This is a genomic window from Paraburkholderia sediminicola (assembly GCF_046027355.1).
Taxonomy (GTDB): Bacteria; Pseudomonadota; Gammaproteobacteria; order Burkholderiales; family Burkholderiaceae; genus Paraburkholderia; species Paraburkholderia sediminicola_B.
Window position 1 is genome coordinate 162,391 of record NZ_JAQQEK010000017.1, and the last position, 24,596, is coordinate 186,986.

Below are 24,596 nucleotides of genomic sequence, written 5' to 3' on the forward strand. Positions count from 1 at the left end.
GCGTCACTTTTTTTCTATCTGGTTTGCTCCGTTTGCATCGTCCCGTCCCGCGCCAAGCCGGCCGGCGCGTCGGCACCCCAACCGCCGCCCAGCGCCTTGTAAAGCGTGACGAGAGAGGTGTATTCATTGCTGCGGGTTTGCGTATAGGCGAGTTGCGCACTAAACAGGCTGCGCTCGGCATCGAGGACTTCCATGTAGCTGGTGTAGCCGCCTTCGTAGCGTTGCCGCGCGAGCCTCGCATACGCGTTCAGCGCGTCGACCTGCCGTCCTTGCGCGATCAACCGTTCGCGCGACTTCTCAACGCCGAGCAGCGCGTCGCTGACTTCCTGGAATGCGGCCTGAACCGACTTCTGATAGGCATACAGAGCCTGTTGCTGCCGTGCCTTGGCCTGGTCGACCTGTCCAGCAATGTTGCCGGCCGAGAAAATCGGCTGTGTGAGCGCGCCTGCGAACGACCAGGCGTTCGCAGGCCCACTGAAGAGCTTGCTCAACTGCGTGCTCGACGAACCCAGCAGCCCGGTCAGCGAAATCTGTGGAAAATAAAGCGCACGCGCCGCGCCGATCAACGCATTGGCGGCGATCAGATTCTGTTCCGCCTGCAGCACGTCGGGACGGCGCTCGAGCAACGCCGAAGGCAAACCGGCCGGCACGGCGGGGGATTGAAACTGGTCGAGCGTGCGGCCACGAAGAATCGGCCCCGGGTTGCGGCCAAGCAGTCCCGAGAGCGCGTCTTCCTGCTGCCCGATCTGCGCTTCGATGGCCGGAATATCCGCGAGTGACGCCTCATATTCCGACTGACTTTGCGCGAGCTCGACCTGCGAGATCTGGCCGCCCTCGAAGCGCAGTTCGAAGACTTTCACCGAACCCGCGCGGCTCGTCGCGGTGGCTTTCGCAATCTCGAGTTGCTGATCGAGACTGCGCAGATTGATATAAGAGGTCGCCACGGACGCAACGAGCGACAGGATGGTGGCCCGCTGGCCTTCCTCGCTGGCGAGCAGATTCGCGCGCGCGGCTTCGGTCTGACGTCGCACGCGGCCGAATACGTCGATCTCCCATGAGATGGGTAACGTGGCATTGAACGAGTTGTAGACCGTACCGGCACCCGCCGGCAGCGACGCCTGCGCAAGTGGCGAGACCCGCTGGCGGCCGGCGTCGAAACCGGCGCTGACCTGCGGAAACAACTGCGAGCGCGTGCTGACGAATTGACCGCGATACTCGTCGACTCGGGCCGCTGCGATTTTCAGATCCCTGTTTTGCGCGAGCGCCGTTGAGATCAGGTCGCTTAGCACGGGATCGCCGAACTGCGCCCACCATGCCGTACCGGCGATTTGCGCCTGCGTATCCTCCGCAAAGCGGAACGTGGCAGGGGTGTCGATAGACGGCCTGGCGTAGTCGGGGCCCAACACGCATCCGCCCAGACACAGGCAAAGCCCGAATGCGGACACCCAGGGAAAACTTGAACGGACTGGACGCATGTCAAGCATCCTGCTTCGCGCCGGGCTGCACACCCGTCGAACTGTTAGCCACCGAGGGCGAACCGGACGCTGTGCGTTCGTTTCGTCCTTCCGGCATGACACTTCTTTTTCTTACGGCACGCCGCTCGCTTATCGATTCGAGCAGGAAGAAGAACATCGGAATGAAGAAGACGGCAACGCCGGTTGCGCCCAACATGCCGCCGATCACGCCTGTGCCGATGGAATGCCGGCTGTTCTGCGACGCGCCGGTCGCGATGGCAAGCGGGACGCAGCCGAGAATAAAAGCGAACGACGTCATGACGATGGGCCGCAAGCGGTCTCGGGCAGCGGTCACTGCAGCATCGAACGCCGATGCGCCTTGTGCGCGATTGAGCACCGCAAATTCGAAAATGAGGATCGCATTCTTGGCGGCGAGTGCGACCAGCATGGTGAGGCCGATCTGGAAATAGACGTCGTTGTTCAGGCCTCTTAACAGAATCGCCAGCAATGCGCCGAACAGGGCGAACGGCACTGCCATCAGAACGCCGACCGGCAGGCTCCAGCGTTCGTATTGCGCGGCGAGAATCAGGAACACCATCACCAGACCGAACACGAAGACGAGGCCGGACGTGCCGCCTGACTGGCGAGCTTCGTACGCTTCGCCGCTCCACCCCACGCCATATCCTGCGGGCATGGTTCGCGCCAGTTCCTCGAGCACGCCAATCACTTCGCCCGAGCTATAGCCCGGTGCCGCATTGGCGGTCACCATCACGGCGGGGAAATCGTTGAAGCGCGTCATCAGCGACGGGCCGGTCACGTACTGGTACGTCACGACCGATTTGAGCGGCACCATCGTGCCGGCTGCGCTACGCACGAAGACCTGATCGAGGTCCGCTGGCTTTAACCGGTAAGTCGGCTCCGCCTGAAGAATCACCTGCCACAGACGGCTCGACTGGTTGAACTGCGACACGTACAGCGAGCCGAACATCGTCTGCATCGTGCTATAGATCTCGTCGATCGGCACGCCGAGCGTGGCGGCCCTGTCGCGATCGACATCGACACGCAACTGCTGCGAAAACGCGTTGAAGGTCGACGTCACGCCCGCCAGTTCGGGGCGCGCCTTCGCCCTGGCGACGAAATCCTGTACGACCTGCGCGAGTTGCGCAGTGGTCGCATCGCCTTTGCTCTGAATCCACATCTCGGTGCCGCCCGTCGTGCCGAGCCCCGGAATCGAAGGCGGATTGACCGGCACGACGATGCCTTCCTTGACGCGTGACAAGGCCTGATACGCGCCAAGCAACAGAGCATGTGCATTCTGTGTGCGAATGTTCGCCCATGAATACCGTTCGTCGAATCCCTTCAATCCGACAAAGAACGTCGAGGCGTTGTTCATGGTCTGGTTATCAAGCAGGCTGTATCCGTCGACCACCGTGACGCTGCCTACCGCCGCCTGCTTCGCAAAGTAGTCGGTGACGCGCGACGATACGCGCCCCGTGCGATCGAGACTCGCCGCATCGGGCATGATGACCGCGCCGAGCAGATAGCCCTGGTCTTCAGGCGGCAGGAAGGCGTGCGGAATGGACCGCATCATCGTGACCGCGAGCACGACCATGCCGGCGAACAGCAATAGCGCAACGGCAAACCGCCTGATCGCGAGCGCCACGGCGCGGTTATAGCCCACCGTGACGCGAGCGAACGCGTTGTCGAACCACTTGAAAAAACGATGCTTTTCATGCAATCGCGGTTTCAGCAACACCGCCGCCAGCGCCGGCGACAATGTCAGGGCGACGATGCCGGAAAGGACCACTGACATTGCAATGGTGATGGCAAACTGCCTGTACATCTGCCCTGTGATGCCGCCCAGAAACGCTACCGGCACGAACACGGCGCACATGACCAGCACGATCGTGACGACCGGGCCGGACACCTCATCCATCGCCCGCTTGGCCGCCGCATTCGGCGAGAGGTCGAACTCGCGCATGTTGCGCTCGACGTTCTCGATCACGACGATCGCATCATCCACCACGATGCCGATTGCCAACACCATGCCGAACATCGTCAGCATGTTGATCGAGAAACCCAGCGCGGCCATGCCCATGAACGTCCCCAGGATGGAGACCGGGACCGCCAGCACGGGAATCAGCGTCGCGCGGAAGCTCTGCAGGAAGATGAATACGACGATCACGACCAGCACGACGGCTTCGAAAAATGTCTTCACCACATCCGCAATGGACGCACGCGTGAAGTCGGTGGTATCCATGGCGATGCTGTAATCGACGCCCTCGGGAAACGACCGCTTCATGTCCGCCAGCGTGGCACGCACCTGCTTCGACACGTCCAGCGCGTTGGCGCCGGGCTGCTGGTAGACGGCGATCACCGTGGCGGGCTTGCCCTGGAATTTGCTGCGTATCGAGTAGTCCTTCTGCCCGAGCTCGGCGCGTCCCACGTCTTTCAAGCGCACGATCGCCGCACCGTTGCTCGACGCCCGAATGATGATGTTGTCGAATTCGGCGGAGCTGGAAAGACGCCCGCTCGTCGTCACCGCGAACGACTGTTCGACCGGCGCGCCGGTCGGCGCCTGGCCGAGACGCCCGACCGCGAATTGCTGGTTCTGGTTGGCTACCGCGTTCTGCACGTCGGTCGCCGTAATGCCGAGCTGCGCCATGCGGTCCGGGCGCAGCCAGATGCGCATGGCGTAGTCCGGCGTGCCGAAGATGCTGGCCTGATTCGCGCCCGGAATGCGCTTGAGCGCATCGAGTACGTACACGTTCGCGTAGTTGGCGACGTACGTCGAATCGACACGGTTATCGGGTGAGTAAACCGCGACCACCATCATGAACGCGGAAGACTTTTTTTGCACCTGTACTCCCTGCGACTGCACGGACTGCGGCAGCTGCGGCAAAGCAAGGTTGACGCGGTTCTGCACGTCGACCTGGGCCAGATCGGGATTGGTGCCGTTACGGAAGAACACGTTGATCGTCAGACTGCCCGTCGACGAACTCGACGAGGTCATGTAGATCATGTTGTCCGCGCCGTTCACCTGCTGCTCGATGGGTGCTGCAACGTTGTTCGCCACCACGTCGGCGCTTGCGCCGGGGTAGCTGGCCGTGATCGTGATTTGCGGCGGCGTGATGTCGGGATACTGGGCAACCGGCAGCGCGAACATGGCCAACAGGCCGCCAAGCGCAATGACAATGGAGATGACGGACGCGAAAATCGGTCTGTCGATACAGAAATGGGAGAGCTTCATCCGGTTTGCCGCCTAGTGCGCAGAGTGGTCTTCGGAATCTTGTTGCGCAACGGGCGGCATGACTTTCGCGGGATGCTCCGCGGAAGAACCATGCCCCGCTATCCTGATCCGCGCATCGGGCGATAGCCGCACCGCGCCGTCCACAACGACTCTTTCTCCGGCGCGCAAGCCGTCGTTGATGAAACTGTCGTCGCCTTGCCATTCGCCAATCTCGACGAAACGTTGGCGAGGCTTGTTATCCTTGTCGACCGTCCACACGAAATGGCTTTTCGCGCCTTGCTGCACGGCACGCTGAGGAAGCAGAACGGCATTCGGCCGCACGGCGCCCGACACTCTCGCGCGCACGAACTGCCCCGGACGCAACGTGCCTTTTTCATTGGCGAAGACAGCTCGCACGAGGAACGTGCCGGTTTCCGCGCTGAATACGGGATTGGCAAAATCGATATGCCCGCGCGCGGGAAACGCCGATCCGTCGGCCAGCAGCAGCGAGATCTCGAACTGATTGTTGGCGGGAAAACGCAGCTGGCCTTTTGAAATCTGATCACGGTATCGCAGCATCTCGTTCTCGGAGATGCTGAACTCGACCCACATGGGATCCATCTGATAGACGTACGTCAACAGGCCGGATTGGGCCGGCGTGACATAACTGCCTTCCTGCTGTCTCGCATAACTCGACAAGCCGGCAAGCGGCGATTTGATCGTGGTGTAGCCGAGATTCAGCTGCGCCGCCCGGACCTGCCCTTTTGCGGCGATCACGGCGGCTTGCGCCTCGCGCTCGCTCCCGGTCGCGTCGTCGAGGTCCTTCTTGCTCAATGCGTTCTGCGCGGCGAGCGGCATGACGCGCGCGAGATTGGCCTTCGCTACCTCCAGCCGTGCCTGCTGCTGGGCGAGTGCGCCCTGCGCCGATTGCAATGCGGCCTCGAATGGCTTGGGATCCATGAGGAAGAGCGTCTGGCCCTCACGAACCATCTGACCTTCCGTGTACGTCCGCTTATCCAGGAAGCCGTCCACCCGCGCGCGAATTTCCACGGCGCGCGAGCTTTGAGTCTGGGCGACAAACTCGAAGTCCACAGGGGTATCGCGCGGCACTACGGTCATGACCGTGACGTCGACCGGCTGGGAGGCTTCGGGCACGGCTGGCTTGCCGCAAGCGGCCAGTAAAGCGAACAGACTCAACGCCAGCGCCGGCCGTCTCAGTCCCTTATCAAGCAGGCGCTTCGGCGCGTTCAACGAGCGAATCAGGTATCTCAACAGCGAAACTGGCATGAACGTTCCATGAAAAATGGTTCAACAGCAGGACGTCCGCGCCAAGGCAATTGATTGGATCCGACCGCGCCAGAAGCGCGGCCGTCCGTTATTCGCCAATGAATTGCGCTGACTGGAAACCGCTCACGCCCCCGAAGGGATCGTCGGTCGGAGCGGCCCGGCAAAACCGAGACAGCGTGGGATCAGAAGCGATGACGGATGCCCGTCGTCACGAGAAACTGATTGCTCGCCGTGGACGGCGCGGAGGTCCCGCTGATTTGCACAGTGTTCAGCCCACGGCCGTTGTTCGCGCCAAGCTGTGTGACGGCTTCCGCGTAGAGATCGGTACGTTTGGACAACGAATAGTCAGCCTGCAGGCCGAACTGATTCCAGTGTGCCGCGCCGGTATTCGTGTCGCTCGTGCCCGGCGCCGCGCGCAGCGCCTGCGTATAGGTGTAGGCCGCGCCCAGACCCAGCTCCGGCGTCAGGTTGTAGCGCGCATTGACCTCATAGTTGTTGTAGCGAACCGAGATATCCGAAAACTTGTCCTGAAAACGGCTCTGTGTAAACACGGTGCCGACCACGAACGGACCGAACGCGTAGCTGCCGCCCAGCCCCCAGGTGCGCTGATTCTGAACGCCGCTGACAGCGGACGCCGCGAAGGTGCCGCCGTTGACTGCGCCATTGCTCTGGTTCAGATCCATGCCCTGGTACTGAAGATAGGCGGCGCCCAACTGCAAACCACCGTTGCGGTACCCCGCGCCGACGCTGTATGCGCGGTTATCCGCGAAACCCGCATTGTTCGAGAAGCCATACAGGCCGCTCATCGAGAAGCCACCGTAGTTCGCGCTTTGGAACTTGACCGAATTGTTCACGCTGATCGAGGAGTTGGCATTGTCGTTGTCGCCGTAATGCGCGAAATACGTGCCGCCCCAACTGCCGGCCGCCGTCAGCGGCGCAAGATAGTCGACCACGGAGTCGTACTGGCGGCCGAACGAAACCGTACCGTACTCGTTGGACAGACCGACATACGCCTGACGGTTGAACAGCGTGTTGGCCACCGCCTGCTTGCCGTTTGCGATGTTGAAGCCGCTTTCCAGGTTAAAGACCGTCTTCAGTCCGCCACCCAGATCCTCCACACCGCGCAGCCCCCAGCGGCTCACCTGCACATTGCCGCCGGTCATGCCGACCATGGCCTTGCCCCCCGTGACACGCCCGTCGGACGTCACGGTGGAATCCTTGCTGACTTCATTGCTGACGTATGTCACACCGGCGTCGACGATGCCGTATAGCGTGACGCTGCTCTGAGCGTGCGCCGCGCACGCAAACGTGGCGGATACGGCGGTCGCAGTAATGATTTTTTTCATTTGAATACCTTGGCGTTTAATCTTAAAACTCGGCTGCGGACATAAGAATAAAATCTGCCGCAACCACAATGCACCTGCTTTCATTTATTTAATTCAGCATTGAAAACAGACTCTGCGTGCAATTGAAATATTAGATGCCACGCCCCCGACATGCCGAATTCAATAAAGCAAAAGTATTTTGATTTTTATTTGAGATAACGTTTGAAATTAGGCACGAAGCCCGCGCAGCGTCGAATGCGTAGAACGCCTACGCACTCTCGATATCACGGCAGTGAGATTCAAACCGTTGTTGAGTGCCAACAGACGAAAACCCGATCTTTTTTTGAGAAATAAACACCGATACCGTGACTCACAATTAAATAATATTTTACAAGCCTGTAAATTTTAAGGCGTAGGCCGCTGTTTTACTTTCGAAAAGGTTACAATTCTAATCTTCCCGCAAATGTTATTTGCTTTATCGTCGGTAATATCATGAATCAGCTTCAGGCAATGCGAGTATTTGTCAACATCGCTGACACAATGTCATTCGGCCAGGCCGCGGCCAATCTCGGCATCTCGAATGCCATGGCCACGCGCTACCTCGAGCAGCTCGAGGCGCACCTCAATACCAGGCTCGTCAACCGCAATACGCGCGGCCTCTCCCTGACCGAAGAGGGCGAGATCTATCAAAAGGGCTGCCGCAACGTGCTCGACGAAATCGAGGAGATCGAGACGGTGGCGATACGCGGCACCACCGAGCCTTCCGGTACGTTGAGGCTCGCCGCCGGCGCGTCGTTCTCACTGTCCAGCCTCACGCCGTTGCTGCAGGAATATCTGCGGCAGTATCCGAATGTCAAACTATCCCTGACACTGCTGCATCAGCACGTTGATTTCGTGAAAGAAGGTTTCGATGTCGGCATCGTTCTGCCGAAGCAGATCAGCGGCACCACGCTGATCAGACGCGCCTTGCTGAGTGTGCGCCCCATTGCCGTCGCGTCTCCCGACTATCTTGCCGCCAAGGGGATTCCCTCGCGGCCGGCGGATCTGACCTCCCACAAGTTACTTGCCCTCGCTTCCGCCTCGCATGATGGCGACTGGGTCTTCGTTTCACCGGAGCGCCGCGAGAAACGCGTGACGCTCGCCGCCACGCTGGTGGTGAACAACGCCTCGATGCTGCGGCAAGCCGCGCTCGCGGGCATGGGTATCGCGGTATTGCCTGAGAATCATGTGCTGGCCGATCTGCGCGACGGCACGCTCCAGCAGGTCATGCCAGACTTCCACATCACGAATGCCGACAAGGAGCTCGCGCTCGTGTACGCGGATCGACGTCACATTTCCGCGAAAACCCGCTCATTCGTCGACTTTTCGGTCGAGTGGTTTCGCACCAACGCCGATCGTTTGACCTCCACGGCCTCCGCCAGCAAGTAGTCCACGCGGACCGCGAGCCGCAGGCGAACCGGCCCCCGCGGGTGGCCAGGCGAGCCTGCTTCAGCGGCGCGGCTTGCCTGGCGCGGCTGTACCCAAAATGAGGACAGTCGCACGCGCGCCCTCCTTCATACTTCGTTATCGATTCGCACCGCCTCGAAGAGCTAACCAGCCCCGGCGGGCAATCCCCGGCATCGAAGATCCAGGAGACACGTATGAGCCACCCCTTCAAACCCTATCCGTTTTCGCCTCGTCACTATGAGGGCGTGGTGCCGCCGCTCGTCGACGGGCGCGACCCGCTCCGGCGGCCCGTGGCGATCGTCGGCGGCGGACCGGTCGGCATGACGCTGGCGCTCGCGCTGGCTCGCCAGGGCGTGCGCTCGGTGCTGATCGAAGCCGACGACGGCGTCTGCACCGGCAGCCGCGCGATCTGCATCTCGCGGCGCAGTCTGGAGATATTCAAGCGACTTGGCGTCGTGCAAGGCTTCCTGCAAAAAGGCTTGCCGTGGACGGGCGGCCGCAGCTTCTACCGCGACACCGAAGTGTTCCGCTTCGCCATGCATCAGGACGACGAGCAATCGCTGCCGCCGATGGTCAACATCGCGCAATACCAGATCGAACAGTTGCTGCTCGACGAGGTGGAACGGCATGCCGATCTGATCGAGATCCGCTGGCAGACGCGCGTGACCGGCATCGAGCAACATACGGCGGAAGGCCGTCACGGGACTCCGGAAAGCAAGGAGCGCTCGGGTGGCGCGACGCTCGCGCTGCGCACCGGCGACACCGCATGGCAGATGCACGCCGACTGGGTGGTCGCCTGCGACGGCGGCCGCAGCACGATTCGCGAGGCGCTCGGCCTCAAGCTCACCGGCACCACGTACGAAGGCCGCTATGTGATCGTGGACATCGAACTGGACAGCGCGCGCGCCACCGAGCGCCTCGCCTACTTCGATCCGCCGTCCAATCCCGGCTCGACGGTGCTGGTGCACAAGCAGCCCGACAACGTCTGGCGCATCGACTACCAGCTTCGCGATGACGAAGACCCGGAAGCCGCCGTGCAGCCCGAGAACGTCATGCCGCGCGTGCAGAGCGTGCTCGACTCGATGGGCGAGACTGGTGCATGGTCGCCGATCTGGATCACCGTCTACAAGGCCAACGCGTTGACGCTCGAACGCTACCGGCACGGCCCGGTGCTGTTCGCGGGCGACGCCGCGCATCTCGTGCCGATTTTCGGCGTGCGCGGTGCCAATTCCGGTATCGACGACGCGGACAACCTCGGCTGGAAACTGGCCTGCGTGGTGAATGCCGTGGCGTCGCCGCGACTGCTCGACAGCTACAGCGACGAGCGCGTGTTCGCGGCACGTGAGAATCTGAGTTACGGAATGAAGAGCACTGAATTCATGGCACCGCCCTCATTCGCCTTCGATCTGATGCGCCAGGCGGTGCTCGGCCTCGCCGAACGGCATGCGGCCGTGCGTCCGCTGATCAATCCTCGGCAGACGCATGCGATTGCCTATGTGCGGTCACCGCTCAACGAAGCAGCGGGCGACGTGCCCGACGCTTTCAGGCAAGGCCCGGCGCCCGGCACGGTGCTGCCGGAATGCCGGCTCAGACGTATGGACGATGGCGTGGGTGTTGATATTCATCTGACGGATCTGCTCGGGCCTTGCTTCACCGCGCTGCGCTTCGGCGCGAACGCAACGCAGGACGACGCGTGGCAGCAGTTGCAGAGCACGCTGGCCGAACAACGTATCCCGTTCAACGCCGTCACGCTGGTCACGAACGACACGCAAAACGCCACGAACTCAAACGTGATCGACCACACCGGCCGTCTCCACGACATGCTCGACGCCACGCCCGGCACGGTCTATCTGATCCGTCCCGACGGCCACGTACTCGCCCGTTGGCGCGACGGCAGCGCAGCGGCCACGCAGCGCGCCATCAGCACGGCGCTGACAATCTGATAAAAAGGAGACCCACCTCATGACCGATAGCGATCTCGACCTCGTCTACACGACGCTCTGCAAGACCCTCACGAACGAAGGCGAAGCTCAGGCGCCGTTGTATCTGGCGCGCCTCGCGATGCTGTGCCTGACCGAACTCGACGACCCGCGGCGCGCGTTGTCGTTGATCGAAGCGGCACGGCTGCCGGCTTCGACCGCGGTGACGGCATAAGGCGCAAAAAAGCCGCCGCGCCTCACGTGGCGCGGCGGCTTTTCCTTGAGGCAAGTGTCACTGCTTCGGATACAAACCCAGCGTGCTCGCATGCAAACGCGCGAGACCGAGCAATGCATCCGTGTACGGCGTGGCTACGCGCGTCAGTTGTCCCAGTTCGCGCACCGCGGCGACCAGCGCGTCGAGTTCGACCGCTTTACCCGCTTGCACATCCTGCAGCATCGAGGTTTTCATCGCGCCGAGTTTCAGCGTGACCTCGTGGCGATCCGCCGGCTCCTGGTCGATCGGAATGCCGAAGCGCGCGCCGATTTCCTTTGCCTCCAGCATGATGCTCGTCACGAAGTTGCGCGCCAGCTCGTCGCTGAGAATCCGGTCGGTGGTCGCGCCGGTGATGGCGCTGATCGGATTCATCGTCATATTGCCCCACAGCTTGTACCAGACGTCGCGCTGGATCTGCGCCGACATCGACGCATTGAAACCGGCCGCCGCAAGCGTGGCCGTGAGCGCCGCGACGCGTTCGCTCGCCTGCCCCGACGCCTCGCCGATAATCAGCCCATTGCCCTGATGATGCCGGATGACGCCCGGCGCTTCGACGAGGCAACTGGCGTGCACCACGCAGCCCACCGTCTGCGCGGACGGAATCGAGGCGGCAATCGCGCCGTCGGGATCGATCGACTTCAGGCGCTTGCCGGCGAAGTCCGCGCCGAGCCCCTCGCAAAACCACCAGGGCACACCGTTCATCGCGGTCAGCACGATCGTTTGCGCACCAAGCAGCGGCGCGATCTGCGCGGCGACCGACGCCATCGCCGGTCCCTTGACGGCGACCACGACGAGATCCTGCACGCCGAGCTCCGCGGGCTTGTCGCTCGCATTCACCTTCACGGCATGCGTCACGCCGCCTTCGATCAGACGCAAGCCGTGCTCGCGCAGCGCGTTCAGCGTCGCGCCGCGCGCCACCACGCTCACGCCGTGGCCGGCCTGCGCGAGCTTCACACCCATCCAGCCGCCGATCGCGCCTGCGCCATAGATAGCTACTTTCATCGTTTCAATCCTTGTAACTGGCGTCGATGCGGTCCACTCGCCGCACCAACGCGTCGAACACGTCCTGTCCCGCGCCGTGACGCGGGTCGAACTGCAGCGCGTCGCGCGAGCAGCGAATCGCGACATCTTCCGGCACCGGCCGCGCGCGGCCCATCGCAAACGTCGCCATCTGGATCTCGCAGGCTCGGTTGAGCGTCCACAGGACCGCGAAAGTTTGCGGCAACGTGTGGCCCCACGCAAGCAGGCCATGATTGCGCAAGATCACCGCCTGCCGGTCGCCGATATGTTCGAGCAGGCGCGGACCTTCTTCCGCGTGCACCGTGATGCCCTCGAAGTCGTGATATGCAATGCGGTCGTGCAATTGCGCGCTGTAGAAGTTGGTCTGCTGCAGACCGTCTTCCAGACAGGCGACGGCGACGCCTGCCGTGGTATGCGTGTGCATCACGCAGTGCGCGTCGGGCAAGCCTTCATGAATCGCCGCATGCACGACGAAGCCGGCCGGATTCACCGGATACGGAGAGTGATCGAGCACGCGTCCCTGCGCATCGATCTTCACGAGGTTGCTCGCGGTCACTTCGCTGTAGTGCAACCCGAACGGATTGATGAGGAACTGCCGCTCGCCGCCGCTCACGCTGGCGGGGACGCGCAACGTGATGTGGTTGTAGATCATCTCGGTCCAGCCGAGCATATCGAAGATCCGATAGCACGCCGCGAGTTGCACGCGCGCGTGCCATTCGTCCGGATGCATCACGAGGGCCTTCGGCGCGCTCGGCGCCTGTATGTCGAGGGTGGTCATCTAGGTCTCCTTTGTCGACCAGAGTTAGCGCTTTAGCGCTTACTCTGGTCCCATGCAAAGCTGTCGACCAGAGTTGACGCTTTGGCGCTTACTCCGATCCCATGCAAGATCGTTGCTGTTATCGTTCTGTTGATCGAAAAAACGCGCTCACACGCCCGCCACCACGGCCGCGATCGACGCCGCCACATACTCCGCGTTGCGTTCGTTCAGACCGGCCACGCACATGCGCCCGGAGCGCAGCACATACACCGCGTATTCGCTGCGCAGGCGCTCCACCTGGCTTTCGCTCAAACCCGTATAGGTGAACATGCCGCGCTGCGCGACGTAGCGCGCGCGCATCACTTCATCCACACGGCCCGCGAGTCCGGCGTGAATCGTTCCGCGCATGGCGAGAATCCGCTCGCGCATGGTGGCGAGTTCCGCTTCCCACGAAGCGCGCAACGACGCATCCGCGAGCACGTTGGCGACGAGCCGCGCGCCATGCGTCGGCGGATTGCTGTAGTTCGCACGCACCGTCGACATCAATTGGCCGAGCACACGGCCCGCCTCTTCCGCGCTCTTGCAGACGACGCTCAACGCGCCGACACGCTCGCCGTACAGCGAGAAATTCTTCGAGAACGAATTCGCGGCGATCAACGGAATGCCCGCGTCGGCCAGCAGACGCACACAAGCGGCGTCTTCTTCCAGACCGGCGCCGAACCCCTGGTAAGCCATATCGACGAACGCGATCAGCTTGCGACGCTGCAAGACCGGCACCAGCTCGGCCCATTGCGCCGGGCTCAGATCGACGCCGGTCGGGTTGTGGCAGCACGCGTGCAGCAGCACGACGCTCTGTTCCGGCAAGCGGCCGATCGTCTCGATCATGTCGGCGAACCGCAAGCCGCCGGTGTGTTCGTCGTAATACGGATAGGTGTTGACCGTCAGCCCCGCGCCTTCGAACACGACGCGATGGTTTTCCCAACTCGGATCGCTGATCCAGATCTGCGAGGCCGGGAAATAGCGCTTCAGGAAATCGGCGCCGACCTTGAGCGCGCCCGATCCGCCGATGGTTTGCAGCGTCGCGATCCGGCCCGCCTTGCGCGCCTCGCTGTCCGCGCCGAATACGAGGGCCTGCGCCGCGTCGCGATAGAGTGGCAAGCCGGCCATCGGCAGATACGAGCGCGGGCCGATCGAATCGAGCAGCGCGGTTTCGGCGCGGCGCACGGCGTCCATCACCGGCAGCTTGCCGGCGTCGTCGAAATAGATGCCGATGCTCAGATTGACCTTGTTGGTGCGCGGGTCGAGTTGAAAATCTTCGTTCAGGCTCAGAATCGGGTCGCCTGGATACGCGGGAATATGGTCGAACATGGCAATTCCTTGAATACGGCCGCGCTGCGGCCTCGGTGTGGCGCCTGATGTGGCGCTCGGTGTCGTGTAATGACAGCCCGGCTGGGACCGGCTTGCGTGCCGGCCTGGCTCAGACAGCAATCATCTTGCATGGGACCAGAGAAACGCGCTCAAAGCGCTAACTCTGGTCGACAGCTTTGCATGGGACCAGAGTAAGCGCCAAAGCGCTAACTCTGGTCGACAGAGCGAGACGGAAGTCTAAGCGGGTTTCGCCAGGCGCGTCGATTAGGAGAAGTCTCCGCGCATGGCGCACGGCGCACAATCAATCGATTTTCACGATTCGTTAGTTTTTCTTTAGAATCGCCGAATGCCACTCACGCGCGTCACCATCCGTCAGTTCGAAGCGTTTCTCGCCATCGTCGATTTGCATAGCATCGGCGCGGCGGCGGACCGGCTCGGCCTGACTTCGTCGGCGGTCAGCCAGTTGCTGGCCGACCTCGAAACGGAACTCGGCTTTCGCCTCTTCGACCGGACCACGCGTCGCGTGAATCTGTCGAGCGCGGGGCAGGATTTTCTATCGTCGGCGGAATCGGTGCTGCGCCATGTGCGCGCCGCCGCGCAATCCGCCGACGATATCCGCAACCGCGCCGCCGGCATCGTGCGGATCGGCGCGCCGCTGGTGCTGGCGGCGACCGCGCTGCCCGCGGCGATCGCCGAATATGCGCGCGACAAGCCGAAGGTGGTCGTGCGCATTTGCGACACCGTGGTCGAGCAACTCGTGGAACGCGTGGAAAGCGGCGACGTGGACCTCGCGATCGGCCCGGACCGGCAAAGCGGCACACGCGTGCGTTGCGATCCGGCGTTCGCGAGCCCGTGGGTGATGTGGTGCGCGCCGACCCATCCGTTGAACGCGCGCCGCCGCGTGCTGTGGCCGCATTTGCGCGAGGTGCCGATCGTCGCCACCGGCCGCGACCACGAACGCGCGGTCGGTCAAATGCTGGCCAATCTGCCGGCGGAAGCGCGCATCATTCCGGTGGACGTGGTGGACAACGTCACGACGGCGTTCGGCCTCGCCGCACAAGGGCTGGCCGTGACGCTCGCGCCCGCCTATGTCGCGCCTCTCGCGCGGACCTTCGGGCTGGTGATGAAGCGCATCGTCGATCCCGAAACGATCCGCGAGGTGTGCGTATATCGCTCCACTGAGCGCGCATTGTCGCCGCCCGCCGACGGTTTCGCGGATTTCATCATGCCGTGGCTGAAGCGCTGGGATCGCGAGACGCAGGCCGACGTGCGGGTCAAGCGTGCGTGATGGGCGACTGCTGAGCCCGTCGGCTCAGGCTCGTTCGGGCACCATGCACAGCGCGAACAACTGGCGCTGGCTCGAGATGCCAAGCCGCGCGTAAGCGCGCTTTTGGTACGTGACCACGCTGGCAGGTTTAACGCCCATTTGCATGGCGATTTCGGCGGCGCTGGCGCCTTCGAGCGTGCCGCGCAGCACATCGAGCTCGCGCGGCGTGAGTGCCGGGCAAGCGCGTCTGACCCGCGCCAGCATCGCGGCCGCCGAACCCTGCTGATGCTGCCCGTTCAGCGCGTAATGACTCTTCGCCGCGTGCGCGAACAGGTGCGCGAGGCTTTCCACGCGTTCCAGCTCACCCGGCTGAAACACGCCATAGGCGCGGTCACGATACAGATTGATCGACAGCCAGACGCTTTCCATCGGCTGCACGAGCAGCGATAGCCGGTCGGACACGTTCGGCTGCGCGTAGCAGGCCGCGCGATAAGCTTCGTTTTCGATTTCTTCGCTTTGCTGCTGGTGCAGCACCAACGCGTCGCGTGCCGGTTTTTCATGCGGGCGGCCGATAATCGCGCGATTGCCGTCGAGCGCATAGAAATGCGTGGCGTAGCGATCGGCGACGTCGCGCAGGAAGCGGCCGCCGCGATGGTCGGCGGCGGACACCGTGCGTGGCCTCGCGTCGAATTCATAGGCGAAGATGGTGCACTGCGAGACAGGCAGCGTATCGCCGACCGTTCTAAGGATGCTGGCGGCGAGCGCGTCGGCATCCGCGTGCGATATCGACATGACGAGCTCGGTCGCGCGCAAGGTGCTGATCTGTTCGCTGCGGTGCGGGGGAGAGATGCGCCAGGAACGCATGATAGAAGTCGGGTCGCCGTGCTGGGGGTTCGGTCTGCCAAGCGTAGCACAGCGCAACGTGCGGTCCGTTTTCACCGCCCGTTCACCGCGTCGGCAACCGCGCTTACTTGCCCGTAAACGACCCGCGCTGGAACGTCACCATTCTCGGCAACTCGATCGTGAAGATCGTGCCTATTACCTCGTCGGAATGCACGCTGACATTGCCCCCGTGCATCCGTGCGATTTCCTGCACGATATGCAGCCCGAGCCCCAGCCCTTCGCGCGAGCGCGCACCGCTGTTGTTCGGGCCGAACGCCTTGAACAGATGCGGAAACACCTCGGCCGGAATCGTGCCGCGATTGGCGACCTTCAGACGCACGGACTCGACCGCGTCGCCATCCACCTCGACGCCGATATCGCCGCCCGGCGCGCCATGATGCAGTGCATTGCTCACCAGATTCGACACGGCCTGCCAGACCAGGTCCGTGTCCCACGCGCCCGATGTATTGCCATGGCTCGCGAACACGATCTGCTTGCCGTTCTCGCGCGACGCGAATTCGTCGATCACCGACCGGCATAGCGTCGCCAGTTCGATCGAGCGTGGTTGCAACGGCAGGCGCCCGCCCTGCAAACGCGCGAGATTGAGCAACTGGTCGACCATGCGCGCCATGCGCAGCGAACTGTTCTTCACGCGCGCGGCCACCGTCACCGACTGTTCATCGGCCGCCGTGCGCATCAGATATTCCGCCGACGCCAGCACGGCGCCAAGCGGCGTGCGCAGATCGTGACTCAGCACCGCCATCAGCATCTCGTTGGCTTCGAGTATCTGCCGCGTGGTGACGAGCTGCGCCGCGAGTTGGCGCTTCTGCTGTTCGAGCTGCACGAACACATCGACCTTGGATTGCAGAATCCGTGGATCGAACGGCTTGTAGAGAAAGTCGACCGCGCCGGCTTCGTAACCGCGGAACGTGCGCGACGCATCCTGCGCGGTTGCCGTCAGAAAGATGATCGGCACGTGCGAGGTGCGCGGGCTGCCACGCATCAGCGCGGCCAGCTCGAAGCCGTTCATGCCGGGCATGTTGACGTCGAGAATCGCCAGCGCGACTTCGTGCTTGAGCAACAGGTCGAGCGCCGCCGTGCCCGAGTCGGCCACCAGCACGGCGAGATCCGGCCGCGCCAGCAAGGCTTCGAGCGCCGTGATGTTGTGGACGATGTCGTCGACGATCAGAATGTTCACAGGTGAGTTCGTCATGGCATCGGGTCAGAAAGAGGCCGGCAATGCGGCAAGCCGCCGGGCCATGGTTTCGGGAGTGTAAATAAAATCCGCCACGCCGCGTTCAATCGCGGCGCGCGGCATCTCGGGGGAAGCAGCGGTGTCCGGCGCCTGCACCCACGCCGTGCCACCGAACGCGCGCACGCGCTTCAGGCCTTGCGCGCCGTCGTCGTTGGCGCCGGATAGCAGCAGCGCCAGCAGGCGTTCGCCATACACGGCGGCCGCCGACTCGAACAGCACGTCGATCGAGGGACGCGAAAAGCGCACGGCGGCGTCGGTCGACAGCGCCACGGTGCGGTCCACCTCCACCAGCATGTGATAGCCCGGCGGCGCAATGTGCACGCGGCCCGGCATGATGCGTTCGCCCGCATCGGGCTCGAGCACTGGCAACGCGCAGCGATGCGCGAACGCATCCACCAGATAGCTCGGCGGATCGGGTGGCAGGTGCGTGACGATCATCACCGCCGGCGCGAAGTCAGCGGGCAGCGCGCCGAGCAGCACGTTCAGCACTTCGATGCCGCCCGCCGAGCCGCCGATCACGACGAGCTCATAGCCGCGCGCCGCTTCGGCACGCGGTTCGGAATCGACGGCTGGCTGGACAGTTGAGCGTAGCATGTGAGCGTGCTAGCGCTTCTGATAAATGCGTTCGCTCGGACGGAATTCGTCGAACGCTTCGTAATGACGGGAAAAACGCAAACTTTCCTTGCTGCCCAAGCCCAGAAAACCCCGCCGCACGAGCGCGTTCTCGAACAAACCCAGCGCGCGATCCTGCAAGCCGCGATCGAAATAGATCAGCACGTTGCGGCACGACACCAGATGCGCTTCGAGAAAGACTTCGTCGGTGGACAGGCTGTGGTCGGCGAACACCACGCGCTCTTTCAGCGAGCCCGCAAAGCGCGCGCCGCCATACGCCGCATGATAGTAGTCGGACAGCGAACGCTTGCCGCCGGCCGCCAGATAGTTCTGCGTGAAGCCCTGAATCCGGTCCAGCGCATAGATGCCGGACTCGGCGCGCGCGAGCGCGTCCGGGTTGATGTCGGTCGCGTAGAACAGCGTGCGCTCGGTCAGGCCTTCCTCGTCGAAGAGGATTTTCAGCGACCAGAGTTCCTCGCCCGTGCTGCATCCCGCCACCCACACCTTGATCGACGGATAGGTGCGCAGACGCGGCAGCACATGTTCGCGCAGCGCGAGGAAATACGACGGGTCGCGGAACATCTCGCTGACCTGGACCGTGAGGTACTGGAACAGCCGCGAAAACTCGTCGCCGTTGCGCATGATGCGGTCCTGCAACTGCGACAGCGTCTTCAGCCCGAATTCCTCGAGCGCCTGCGACAGGCGGCGCCGCAGCGACGACATCGCATAGTGCCGGAAGTCGTGCTGATACTTGAGGTAAACCGCCTCCAGCAGCAGCTTCAACTCGATGTCGAAGTCGCTGATGCGTTGCGGCGCGTCGAATTCGGACTGGCTCATTGTGTTCCCGTGTTCCTGCTACCGTTGCCGCAACCAGACGCGGCACAGCGCGACCAGCTTGTCCACGTCGATCGGCTTCGAGACGTAGTCGTCCGCGCCGGCTTCGAGGCAGCGCGTGCGGTCGTTCGCCATGGCCTTCGCCGTCAGCGCGATGATCGGCAGATGAGCAAAGCGCGGATTGCGGCGAATCTCGCCCATCGCGGTCAAACCGTCCATCTCCGGCATCATGATGTCCATCAGGATCAGATGCACTTCGGGACCGTTTTCCAGCGCCTCGAGTGCTTCACGGCCGTTGCGCGCAATCTGCAGTTTCGCACCGAGCGGCTCCAGCACGTGCGAGAGCGCGAAAATATTGCGGACGTCGTCTTCCGCCAGCAGGATCGTGCGACCCTCGAAGGCATTGTCGCGCTGACGCACCGTGCGCAGCATGCGCTGCTGCTCGGGCGCGAGCGACGACTCCACGCTATGCAGGAACAGCGTCACTTCGTCGAGCAGGCGTTCGGGCGACTTCGCGCCCTTGATGATGATCGATTTCGAATAGCGGCGCAGGCGGTGCTCTTCCTCGTCGGACAGCATGCGGCCCGTGTAGACAATGACCGGCAACGCGGCATGCGCGGTGTTCGCGGCGAGCCGTTCGAGCAGATCGTAGCCGGTGCCATCGGGCAGCGCGAGATCGGTCACCACGCAGTCGAAGCTGAATTTCCCCAGATACTCCAGCGCTTCGGCCAAGGTTGCGACTGCAACAATCTCGGTATTCTCGCTTTGCAGAAGCGCGCGGATGCTTTCGCGCATCGGCGCGTCGTCCTCGATCACCAGCACGCGCTTGAGGCGCTGCTGCAGACGCGCTTCGAGGCGGCGGATCGCGGCTTCCATCGTGCCGCGCGCGGTCGGCTTGAGCGTATAGCCGATGGCGCCGAGGTGCAGCGCCTTGTCGGCGTGATCGGTCGCCGAGACGATGTGGATCGGAATATGACGCGTGAGCGGATCGTTCTTCAGCCACTCCAGCACGGTCAAGCCGGAACGGTCAGGCAGGCCGACGTCGAGCAGCACCGCCGCCGGGCACATGTCGCGCACGAGGGCGAGACCGGTGGCGGCACTGCTGGCGTGGACGAAGTCGAAATCGAGTTCATGGGTCAGATCGCGCAGGATTTCGGCGAAGGCGAGATCGTCTTCCACGGCGACGATCAGACGACCGGCGCGCGTGCGGCTGTCGCGGTCGTCGGCAATCGGGCCGTTGGTGGTTTCGGGTGCGTTGCCGTTGCTGAAGCCGCTGGTCAGGCCATTGGCCGGCGTGATCACCGTGGGCTGGCTGCCGCCCGAAGACGGGCGCACCAGCAGGGGTTCCATCGTCGATTCGGCCACCGCCGGCGCGTGCGCCGAGGTGAGCGCCGGCGCATGGTGCGCACCCTGATTCGCGCTCAAGGCCGCCTCGGCATCGAGCGGCAACCACAGCGTGAACACACTGCCCTTGCCGACTTCGCTGGCCACGGTGATCCGGCCGCCCAGCAAGCGCGAAAACTCTCGCGAAATCGATAAACCCAGGCCGCTGCCGCCGTATTGACGGCTGGTGGAACCGTCCGCCTGCTGGAACGCCTCGAAGATCATGTCCAGCTTGTCGGCCGCGATGCCGATGCCGGAGTCGCGCACATCGATACGCAGCATGTCGCCTTCGGCCGGCGCCACCGAGAGCGCCACCTCGCCGCGTTCGGTGAACTTCACCGCGTTCGAAAGCAGGTTGCGCAGAATCTGCGTGACGCGCTGGCCGTCAGTGATGAAGGTATCCGGCGTGCCCGGCGAGCGGTCGAACGCGAGACGCAAATGCTTGGCGCTGGCCATCGGCCTGAACAGTTCCTCGAGCGCCTGCAGGGTCGCGTCGATCGACACCGTTTCGAGATCGACCGTGACCTGGCCGGCTTCGACCTTCGACAGGTCGAGAATGTCGTTGATCAGTACCAGCAGGTCGCTGTTGGAAGCATGAATCGTTTCCGCGTAGCGCACCTGCTCTTCCGTCAGATTGCCGGTGCGGTTCTGCTGCAGCAGCTTGGCGAGAATCAGTGAACTGTTCAGCGGCGTGCGCAGTTCGTGCGACATGTTGGCAAGGAACTCGGACTTGTAGCGGCTCGACTGCTCGAGGCGCGCCGCGTTGGCCGCGAGGTCGTCCTGCGCACGCAGCAAGTCGGACTTCTGCCGTTCGAGACGCTGTGCATATTCTTCCAGTTGCACGTTGGTCTGTTCGAGTTCGGCCTGCTGCGCTTCGAGCCGCGTTTGCGATTCCATCAGCGCGCGGCCGCGCTCTTCGAGTCCTTCATTGGAGACGCGCAATTCTTCCTGCTGCACCTGCAGTTCTTCGTTCAACTGCTGCGTTTCAGCCAGCGCGTCCTGCAGACGCTCGCGATACAACGCGGCTTCGACAAAGTCGCCCATGCCGTTGGCGATCAGTTCCATGAACTCCTGGTCGCGCGCCGTCAACTCGCGCATGAAGCCCAGTTCGACGACGCCGTTGACCTCGCCGTCGTTTTCGATCGGCATGATGAGCAGGTTCCTCGGCGCGCTGCTGCCGGTCGCGGAGACTACCTGCACGTAATTCGCCGGCACATCGCGCAAGATCAGCGTGCGGCGCGCGAGAGCCGCCTGGCCGATCAGCGTCTCGCCTTCGGCAAAATTGCGCGCGCTGGCCTGCTCGCTTTCGCGGCTGAAACCGTATGTCGCGATGCGCCGTAACGCTCCGTGCTGCCTGTCGCGCACGTAGAGCGCGGCCACGGCGGCGTCCAGATACTGCGCGAGAAAATCGAGCATCGCGCGGCCCACCAGCGGCGAGGTCGCCTGACCGACCACCTTTTCCGCAAGCAGGCGCTGCCCCGAGCGCAACCACACTTGTCCTTGCAGCATCTCGGTCTGTTCGGCCTGCTGGCGTAGCGCGCCGTCGTACGTGGTCGACAGGCTCATCAATTCGCGGCGGCCCATCCACGCGAGCAGGCCGCTAACGCTCAGGCTGAAGAGCAGGAACACGCTCACCAGCGTGGTGGTGACACGGCGTGTCGCTTCACTGCGCTCCTGACGTAGCCGCAACTCGACGTCGAGAAAATCCCCAAATTCACGGCGCGTTTCGTCGAATTCGATCTTGCCGCGCCCGCTCGCCACGGCGGCCTCGAAGTTCTGATTGCGACGGCGCGCGTCGATTATCTCTTCAGCGAAACGGCTCCAGCGTTGCTGGATCGCCTCGATCTGCTTGAGCTTTTCGACTTGCGGCGGGTTGTCGGAGACCATCTCCTGCAAGGCCTCGATCTGCGTCTTGAAGCGCGGGCCGCCGGTTTCATAAGGCGTGAGGAAGCTCTCGTCACCCGTGATCAGGAAGCCTCGCATCGAGGTCTCGCGGTCGACCGCGAGACGCAGCATTTCATTGGCCTGGCCGATCACGCGCTCGGAGTGCTCGGCCCAGTTCATGGTCGAGACCAGATAAGCGATCAGTCCAACGAAGACGGCCATCGTGACCAGGCCGACACCCAGAGGCAAGGCAATATTGCGGCGAATGATGCTGCGAAAACGATTCTGGTCGACGGCCTGGGATGCGGTCATTTTTTCTGTCTTCGGCGTGGTGAATCGAGTCGATTCGGAATATTTTTCGGGTGTTTCGCGTGATTCATTTTGTCGCGATGCGACGCGCGTAATCATACAGGATGGGGTGTGTTTTTGAGGCGCACGTAAGCGGTTCAGGCTTGCTGGACGGGGCTGTGGCCGACTCACGCAACTTTGCGCCACTCACGCGGGTCAATCGTGCGAGGAAATGCTGATCCGCTCTTCGATCATCCGATCGCCGTCCACTTTCTTCCGGTAGCCAATGCCTTCTCACGCCTTCACCGATTTCTCCCGCGCGCCCTTGCGTATCGCCCTCGCCGCCGCGCTCGTGTGGCATGCCTCGTTGGGCGGCGCGGCGCAGGTGGCCGAGCCGCCCGCGGCACACGGCGGCATCGTGGCCGCCACCGTGCACGTCGAGGCGCCCACGCAAGCTTCGCCGGTCGTGCCTATCCCGCCGTCCGAGCAATACCCGACGCTCTATCGCGATGTGCAGCTCGCGCATCTCTATCCCGACAGCAAAACTTTCGCGGACATGGTGCCGCTTTCGGCGCCCGCGCAGATCGCGGCCGCGTACGCCACCGCGAAGCAACAGCCCAACTTCAATCTTGCCGACTTCGTGAAGCACAACTTCACGTTGCCCACGCGCACGGCAAAGGCCTATGTGTCCGATCCGAATCAGGACGTCGTGAGCCATATCGATACGCTCTGGAACGTGCTGCGCCGCGAGCCGGATGCGACCGCGAGCCCGTGGTCCTCGCTGCTGCCGCTGCCGTACGCGTATATCGTGCCGGGCGACCGCTTCGACGAGATCTACTACTGGGACTCGTACTTCATCATGCTCGGCCTCGAACAGAGCGGACAGCATGCGCTGGTCGTCGACGAACTGAAGAACTTCGCAACCCTGATCGACCGGTATGGCCATATTCCGAACGGCAATCGCACCTACTACCTGAGCCGCTCGCAGCCGCCGTTCTTCGCGCAGATGGTGCGACTCGTCGCCGACAAGGATGGCGACGCCGTCTATGCGCAGTATCTGCCCGAGTTGCAGCGCGAGTACGCCTACTGGATGGACGGCAGCGATGGCCTGCCCGCCGGCCACGCGAACCGGCATGTGGTGCGCATGCCCGACGGCACGTTGCTCAACCGCTATTGGGACGAACGCGCCACCCCGCGCGACGAGTCGTATCGCGAAGACGTCCTCACCGCGCAGCAGACCCCGCAACGCGATTCCGCGGATCTCTGGCGCAATCTGCGCGCAGGCGGCGAAACCGGCTGGGATTTCAGCTCACGCTGGTTTGCGGACGGCAAGACGCTCGCCACCGTGGACGTGACCTCGCTCGTGCCCGTCGATCTGAATTGCCTGCTGGCGGATCTGGAGCGCACGCTGGCCAAGGCCTATCGTCTGCGCGGCGACGTCACGCATGCGGAAAATATGGAGCAGCGCGCAGCCTCGCGCGCCGAAGCCATTCGCCGCCTGCTGTGGGACCCGCAGTTGCAGGCATTCGGCGACTACGACTTCGTGCATCACACGCTCACGCACAAGCTCACTGCCGCGACGGTCTATCCGTTGTATACGGGGATAGCCAGCCGTCAGCAGGCGAAAACGGTCGCCGCTACGTTGCAGCGCGAATTGCTGCGCCCGGGCGGACTCGCCACCACGCAAGCAGCGACGGGCCAGCAGTGGGACGCGCCGAATGGCTGGGCGCCCTTGCAGTATCTGGCGGTGATCGGCTTGCGGCGTTATAGCGAAGCGGCGCTCGCGCAAACCATCGCGACACGATGGATCAAGACTAATGTGTCGTACTACCAGCACACGGGCAAGCTCGTCGAGAAATACGATATCGACGCGGCCACACCCGGCGTTTCGGCGGGTGGCGGCGAGTATCCGCTGCAGGATGGTTTCGGCTGGACCAACGGCGTGCTGCGCGCGTTGCTCGTGCTGTATCCGCAGACGGTGCAAGCCTCGCGTCCTAACGATATTCCCGAAGGTCCGGCGGGCGTGTCGGGGGGCGCGGGGTACCCCGGCCCCCCCCCCCAGAAAAAGCAAAGGGGGGGTGGGGCCCGGGGGTTATCGTTTCCGGTGTCTTT

At 63.1% G+C, this 24,596-nt stretch carries 17 protein-coding genes; 5 read left to right on the forward strand and 12 right to left on the reverse strand.

Going from position 1 to position 24,596, the window contains the following annotated elements:
• Positions 1 to 14: 14 nt before the first annotated feature.
• The 4 genes from PQR42_RS27020 to PQR42_RS27035 all read right to left on the reverse strand — a co-directional run bounded on the left by PQR42_RS27020 (position 15) and on the right by PQR42_RS27035 (position 7,316).
• The gene (locus PQR42_RS27020) at positions 15 to 1,475 is read right to left on the reverse strand and encodes an efflux transporter outer membrane subunit (protein ID WP_408388268.1); all 1,461 of its coding nucleotides are present in this window, start codon (positions 1,473 to 1,475) and stop codon (positions 15 to 17) included.
• Between the two features lies 1 nt (position 1,476).
• Positions 1,477 to 4,704 (reverse strand): efflux RND transporter permease subunit, encoded by a 3,228-nt coding sequence (locus tag PQR42_RS27025; protein ID WP_408388270.1) that lies wholly within the window; start codon positions 4,702 to 4,704, stop codon positions 1,477 to 1,479.
• Between the two features lie 12 nt (positions 4,705 to 4,716).
• Complete coding sequence (locus tag PQR42_RS27030) at positions 4,717 to 5,970, reverse strand: efflux RND transporter periplasmic adaptor subunit (RefSeq protein ID WP_408388272.1); 1,254 nt, start codon at positions 5,968 to 5,970, stop codon at positions 4,717 to 4,719.
• A gap of 182 nt (positions 5,971 to 6,152) precedes the next feature.
• Positions 6,153 to 7,316 (reverse strand): porin, encoded by a 1,164-nt coding sequence (locus tag PQR42_RS27035; RefSeq protein WP_408388274.1) that lies wholly within the window; start codon positions 7,314 to 7,316, stop codon positions 6,153 to 6,155.
• A 471-nt stretch (positions 7,317 to 7,787) separates the two neighbouring features.
• Here PQR42_RS27035 and PQR42_RS27040 point away from each other — a divergent pair, with 471 nt between their 5' ends.
• From PQR42_RS27040 to PQR42_RS27050, 3 genes are all read left to right on the forward strand, one after another.
• Positions 7,788 to 8,723 carry a LysR family transcriptional regulator gene (locus PQR42_RS27040; protein WP_408207634.1) on the forward strand — a complete coding sequence of 312 codons (936 nt, stop codon included), beginning with the start codon at positions 7,788 to 7,790 and terminating at the stop codon, positions 8,721 to 8,723.
• Positions 8,724 to 8,935: 212 nt separating this feature from the next.
• Positions 8,936 to 10,684 (forward strand): FAD-dependent oxidoreductase, encoded by a 1,749-nt coding sequence (locus PQR42_RS27045; protein ID WP_408388276.1) that lies wholly within the window; start codon positions 8,936 to 8,938, stop codon positions 10,682 to 10,684.
• A gap of 19 nt (positions 10,685 to 10,703) precedes the next feature.
• A complete protein-coding gene (locus PQR42_RS27050) occupies positions 10,704 to 10,895 on the forward strand; it encodes a hypothetical protein (RefSeq protein WP_408207638.1) in 192 nt (63 codons plus the stop codon).
• A gap of 57 nt (positions 10,896 to 10,952) precedes the next feature.
• Here PQR42_RS27050 and PQR42_RS27055 read toward each other — a convergent pair whose 3' ends face one another.
• The 3 genes from PQR42_RS27055 to PQR42_RS27065 all read right to left on the reverse strand — a co-directional run bounded on the left by PQR42_RS27055 (position 10,953) and on the right by PQR42_RS27065 (position 14,079).
• Positions 10,953 to 11,936 (reverse strand): 2-dehydropantoate 2-reductase, encoded by a 984-nt coding sequence (locus PQR42_RS27055; RefSeq protein WP_408388278.1) that lies wholly within the window; start codon positions 11,934 to 11,936, stop codon positions 10,953 to 10,955.
• Positions 11,937 to 11,940: 4 nt separating this feature from the next.
• A complete protein-coding gene (locus PQR42_RS27060; RefSeq protein WP_408207642.1) occupies positions 11,941 to 12,732 on the reverse strand; it encodes a class II aldolase/adducin family protein in 792 nt (263 codons plus the stop codon).
• A gap of 147 nt (positions 12,733 to 12,879) precedes the next feature.
• Complete coding sequence (locus PQR42_RS27065) at positions 12,880 to 14,079, reverse strand: amino acid aminotransferase (RefSeq protein WP_408207644.1); 1,200 nt, start codon at positions 14,077 to 14,079, stop codon at positions 12,880 to 12,882.
• 346 nt (positions 14,080 to 14,425) lie between these two features.
• Between PQR42_RS27065 and PQR42_RS27070 the strand changes: the two genes are divergently transcribed.
• Positions 14,426 to 15,367: a LysR family transcriptional regulator gene (locus tag PQR42_RS27070; RefSeq protein ID WP_408388280.1), complete on the forward strand. Its 942-nt coding sequence runs from the start codon at positions 14,426 to 14,428 to the stop codon at positions 15,365 to 15,367.
• 24 nt (positions 15,368 to 15,391) lie between these two features.
• Here PQR42_RS27070 and PQR42_RS27075 read toward each other — a convergent pair whose 3' ends face one another.
• The 5 genes from PQR42_RS27075 to PQR42_RS27095 all read right to left on the reverse strand — a co-directional run bounded on the left by PQR42_RS27075 (position 15,392) and on the right by PQR42_RS27095 (position 22,508).
• Positions 15,392 to 16,210, reverse strand: coding sequence for a helix-turn-helix transcriptional regulator (locus PQR42_RS27075; RefSeq protein ID WP_408207648.1), 819 nt, complete (start codon positions 16,208 to 16,210; stop codon positions 15,392 to 15,394).
• 103 nt (positions 16,211 to 16,313) lie between these two features.
• The gene (locus PQR42_RS27080) at positions 16,314 to 17,441 is read right to left on the reverse strand and encodes a hybrid sensor histidine kinase/response regulator (RefSeq protein WP_408388282.1); all 1,128 of its coding nucleotides are present in this window, start codon (positions 17,439 to 17,441) and stop codon (positions 16,314 to 16,316) included.
• Positions 17,442 to 17,450: 9 nt separating this feature from the next.
• Entirely contained in the window at positions 17,451 to 18,077 is a 627-nt protein-coding gene (locus tag PQR42_RS27085; RefSeq protein ID WP_408493998.1) for a chemotaxis protein CheB, read from the reverse strand.
• Positions 18,078 to 18,086: 9 nt separating this feature from the next.
• The gene (locus tag PQR42_RS27090; protein WP_408388284.1) at positions 18,087 to 18,932 is read right to left on the reverse strand and encodes a CheR family methyltransferase; all 846 of its coding nucleotides are present in this window, start codon (positions 18,930 to 18,932) and stop codon (positions 18,087 to 18,089) included.
• Between the two features lie 18 nt (positions 18,933 to 18,950).
• Positions 18,951 to 22,508 (reverse strand): response regulator, encoded by a 3,558-nt coding sequence (locus PQR42_RS27095; protein ID WP_408388286.1) that lies wholly within the window; start codon positions 22,506 to 22,508, stop codon positions 18,951 to 18,953.
• 262 nt (positions 22,509 to 22,770) lie between these two features.
• Between PQR42_RS27095 and treF the strand changes: the two genes are divergently transcribed.
• Positions 22,771 to 24,596: alpha,alpha-trehalase TreF (treF, locus tag PQR42_RS27100; RefSeq protein WP_408494000.1), on the forward strand; the 1,826-nt coding region annotated here is incomplete at its 3' end.

Coding starts and splice junctions, on each gene's coding strand:
- PQR42_RS27020 (WP_408388268.1), bottom strand. CDS start 1,475: ATGCGTCCAGTCCGTTCAAGTTTTCCCTGGGTGTCCGCATTCGGGCTT.
- PQR42_RS27025 (WP_408388270.1), bottom strand. CDS start 4,704: ATGAAGCTCTCCCATTTCTGTATCGACAGACCGATTTTCGCGTCCGTC.
- PQR42_RS27030 (WP_408388272.1), bottom strand. CDS start 5,970: ATGCCAGTTTCGCTGTTGAGATACCTGATTCGCTCGTTGAACGCGCCG.
- PQR42_RS27035 (WP_408388274.1), bottom strand. CDS start 7,316: ATGAAAAAAATCATTACTGCGACCGCCGTATCCGCCACGTTTGCGTGC.
- PQR42_RS27040 (WP_408207634.1), top strand. CDS start 7,788: ATGAATCAGCTTCAGGCAATGCGAGTATTTGTCAACATCGCTGACACA.
- PQR42_RS27045 (WP_408388276.1), top strand. CDS start 8,936: ATGAGCCACCCCTTCAAACCCTATCCGTTTTCGCCTCGTCACTATGAG.
- PQR42_RS27050 (WP_408207638.1), top strand. CDS start 10,704: ATGACCGATAGCGATCTCGACCTCGTCTACACGACGCTCTGCAAGACC.
- PQR42_RS27055 (WP_408388278.1), bottom strand. CDS start 11,936: ATGAAAGTAGCTATCTATGGCGCAGGCGCGATCGGCGGCTGGATGGGT.
- PQR42_RS27060 (WP_408207642.1), bottom strand. CDS start 12,732: ATGACCACCCTCGACATACAGGCGCCGAGCGCGCCGAAGGCCCTCGTG.
- PQR42_RS27065 (WP_408207644.1), bottom strand. CDS start 14,079: ATGTTCGACCATATTCCCGCGTATCCAGGCGACCCGATTCTGAGCCTG.
- PQR42_RS27070 (WP_408388280.1), top strand. CDS start 14,426: ATGCCACTCACGCGCGTCACCATCCGTCAGTTCGAAGCGTTTCTCGCC.
- PQR42_RS27075 (WP_408207648.1), bottom strand. CDS start 16,210: ATGCGTTCCTGGCGCATCTCTCCCCCGCACCGCAGCGAACAGATCAGC.
- PQR42_RS27080 (WP_408388282.1), bottom strand. CDS start 17,441: ATGACGAACTCACCTGTGAACATTCTGATCGTCGACGACATCGTCCAC.
- PQR42_RS27085 (WP_408493998.1), bottom strand. CDS start 18,077: ATGCTACGCTCAACTGTCCAGCCAGCCGTCGATTCCGAACCGCGTGCC.
- PQR42_RS27090 (WP_408388284.1), bottom strand. CDS start 18,932: ATGAGCCAGTCCGAATTCGACGCGCCGCAACGCATCAGCGACTTCGAC.
- PQR42_RS27095 (WP_408388286.1), bottom strand. CDS start 22,508: ATGACCGCATCCCAGGCCGTCGACCAGAATCGTTTTCGCAGCATCATT.